Below are 2,862 nucleotides of genomic sequence, written 5' to 3'. Positions count from 1 at the left end.
GAGATATCGTAATTGCCCCCACGGGGCAGTGGGTGATGCATGCTCTGCACATCACGCACTTGTCCTCGTTGACCGGGTACGACTTGCCCCTCTTTATCACGAACACTCCGCTGGGGCAAACCCTGTAGCAGGCCGCGCAACCGGTGCAGCGATCCTGGTCAACGATTACGCGCGGCATACCCGGTCGGCACTCACGGGAGGACCTCTATTATTTCGTACTGCTTGGTGCCCAAGCCGGCCTTCTCTGCAGCTTCAACCTGTATGTAGGGGTCCTTGCCGTGGATCTTCAGCCACTTGTTGTCCCCCGGCTTGAGGCCGAGCTTATCGGCGATGGATCCGGGCACGTTCGGGGCCTCGTCGATCATCCTCAGGGAGGCGTACTCGACAGCAACGATGTCCTCCGAGATCAGGATGCCGATGTCCGGGACGATTGGGATTTCCGACCACGGCGCGCAGTCGCACATGGTCTGGACGTCCATCACGTAGTTGATGTGGAGCGCTTTACCCCTCTTATTCTTGAGCACCGCCCTTGCTGCATCAACGCAGCCCTCCTGAAAAGCCCTTCCGACGCTATCAAGCCTCTCGAGCTGGTGGATTTCACCTCTCGTCCTGTAGCTGGTGCACCCCATCGCCAGGTTCTTGATAGCCCCTCCAACTCCAGGGCTCACGTGCCCCTTCACGTGGGAGAAGTTGATCAGCACGTCAGCGTCGTAGATGTTCCCGGCCACCTGAACCTTCTTCAGGTGGTAGGGGTTCTCCAGCTCAACCTCGTAGAAGAAGTTCTCCTTGATACCGTTCGCGGGCAGCAGAGGTGCACCAACAACGTCGAAGCCGAAGCCGTTCTGTATCCCCGCGTAAACGTGCCTTAACCCCCACGTGTCCGTGATAAACGGGATGCCACCCAGCTGCTTTACGTAATCGACGAGGATCCGCACGAAGAGGGGCCTGATGAAGCGGAAACCCCCCTCCTCCATGGGGCCGACGTGGATCTTGATAGCGACGATATTACCCCTCTCAACGATGCGGCTCAACGGAGACTCTTCAAGAGCTTTCCTGAACTTTACTGGAAGGCTTCCCTCTCTTGCCCGCCGGAAATCACCACCGCTCGGAGGAGTGAACTGCGCGCTTGCAAAGTAGACTTTGCTGGTCATGTTGTGGCTCCTAAAGCTATCCTTTAAAAAGATTGTGTGTAATTTAAACTACCTTAATAGTTTACTTCCTTAATAAAAGGGGAGCTTCACCCTGAATGAATGCTTCCCGAGGGTGGATAGGCGCGGTGGATGAGTTTTTATGATTCGATGAGCGGGGTTGGAGCAATGGTGGCATCAGAGAGCGCGGAAGCCTTGCCCGTGAGCGTGGTCATCCCGTCGTACCGCGGTGGAAAAAGGCTTGTAGAGCTCGTCGAGAGCTTGATCCGCTGCAACGATCCACCCGGCGAAATCGTCGTCGTTGTCGATGATCCTGATCCTGAAACATTGCAAGCCTTGAAGAGTTTGAGCAGCAGCGTGCCAATACAGCTGTTAGCGAGGGAGGGTAGAAGGGGGAAAGTTTCGGCGGTCAACGAGGCTGTAAAGCTGGCTAAGTGTGACACCTTGCTCTTCCTGGACGATGATGTTCTCATCGAAGACCCCCACTTCTTCTCCAAGGTCTACGATGCCATGAGGGACTGCGATCTTCTGGACATTAAGAAGAGGGTTGCTGGTGAAGGTTTGCTGGCGAAACTCGTTCATATCGAGTACACAGCGTACAACTTCGCTAGCAAGCTGATGGCGAAGCTGGCTAGGAGGACCATCGCGATCAACGGAGCAGCCTTCGCCGTGAAACGCTCGGCGCTGGAGAGCGTTGGATTCTTCCGGCCACGCTTGTCTGAGGACTTCGACCTCGCGCTACGGTTGTACCTGAAGGGCTGCCGCTTCTCCTTCCTCGATAGCACCTACGTGCTCAACTACGCGCCGTCCAGCTGGACCCACTGGCTGAAGCAGAGGAAGAGGTGGGCTGTTGCTTTCGCCTCATGGTTGAGGGAGAACTTCTGGACCGTCCTCAAAGTGCTGGTGAAGATGCCCCACGCCATTCTACCGGGGCTCCTACTCTCGATGCCAGCTCTCCTAACAACGGCAGTGCTGATGGGGTTAAGGGATTTCGCCCACGTAAAGTTGGCTTACGCAATGCTGCTCCCCCTCTCCTCCCTCGCACGGTTCCTACTGCCTGCGGCTGCCGCCCTCTCCATCACGCTCCACGTGGCGTACGCTACAACCACACTGGCGATCCTGATCTTCATCGTCGCCTTCGCAATCGCGAACTCGATCATCGCCAGGTTGATGGGTATGAAACCTTACACCTACATAACCCCCGTCTACCTGCTGGTGTACCAGGTTCTCTGGCTGACGATACTTCTCGTCGGCTTAATTAGAGTGTTCGTTTTCAACAACGAGCGCGTGGAGGACTGGGTCGTCTAGCAGGCAGAAACTGCAGCCGCTCCAGCCGCGCAATGCTGGGGTTTGAAGAAAGAGTTTGCAAGCGAGCCGTACCGCCCTCAACTTATTGTCTTGAGCCACGGGTACATCTGGTAGAGCCTTTGGATGCTCTTCTCCACCTCCTCCTTCGGGTACTCGTAGGGTTTCAGCGTACCGCTCAGGTACTCGTCGTAAGCCTTCAGGTCGAGGAGGCCGTGCCCGCTTAGGTTGAATAGGATCACCTTCCTCTCCCCGGTCCTCTTCGCCTCGAGCGCCAGGTCGATGACCGCCTTGACCGCGTGCGCGCTCTCCGGTGCAGGCACGAAACCCTCTGCACGGGCGAAGATCTCGGCAGCCTTGAAGACCTCCACCTGGTTGTAAGCGACGCTCTCGAACTCCTTGTGCTTGA

At 56.7% G+C, this 2,862-nt stretch carries 3 protein-coding genes; 1 reads left to right on the top strand and 2 read right to left on the bottom strand.

Annotated elements, in window-relative coordinates:
* Window positions 1-191: 191 nt before the first annotated feature.
* On the bottom strand, window positions 192-1,151 hold the full coding sequence (locus QXF46_08945) for a DUF362 domain-containing protein (protein ID MEM0226985.1): 960 nt from the start codon (window positions 1,149-1,151) through the stop codon (window positions 192-194).
* 165 nt (window positions 1,152-1,316) lie between these two features.
* Here QXF46_08945 and QXF46_08940 point away from each other — a divergent pair, with 165 nt between their 5' ends.
* Window positions 1,317-2,456 carry a glycosyltransferase family 2 protein gene (locus QXF46_08940; GenBank protein ID MEM0226984.1) on the top strand — a complete coding sequence of 380 codons (1,140 nt, stop codon included), beginning with the start codon at window positions 1,317-1,319 and terminating at the stop codon, window positions 2,454-2,456.
* Between the two features lie 77 nt (window positions 2,457-2,533).
* Here the strand turns inward: QXF46_08940 and QXF46_08935 are convergent.
* Window positions 2,534-2,862 (bottom strand): hypothetical protein (locus QXF46_08935; GenBank protein MEM0226983.1); only part of this gene is annotated, 329 nt, incomplete at its 5' end.

This window comes from Thermofilaceae archaeon (genome assembly GCA_038731975.1).
Classification (GTDB): Archaea; Thermoproteota; Thermoprotei; order Thermofilales; family Thermofilaceae; genus JANXEW01.
This window is presented reverse-complemented; position numbering and strand designations above follow the sequence as displayed.

Bases quoted from the DNA above. Each gene is read 5' to 3' on its own strand.
- QXF46_08945 (MEM0226985.1), bottom strand. From the start codon at position 1,151: ATGACCAGCAAAGTCTACTTTGCAAGCGCGCAGTTCACTCCTCCGAGC.
- QXF46_08940 (MEM0226984.1), top strand. From the start codon at position 1,317: ATGGTGGCATCAGAGAGCGCGGAAGCCTTGCCCGTGAGCGTGGTCATC.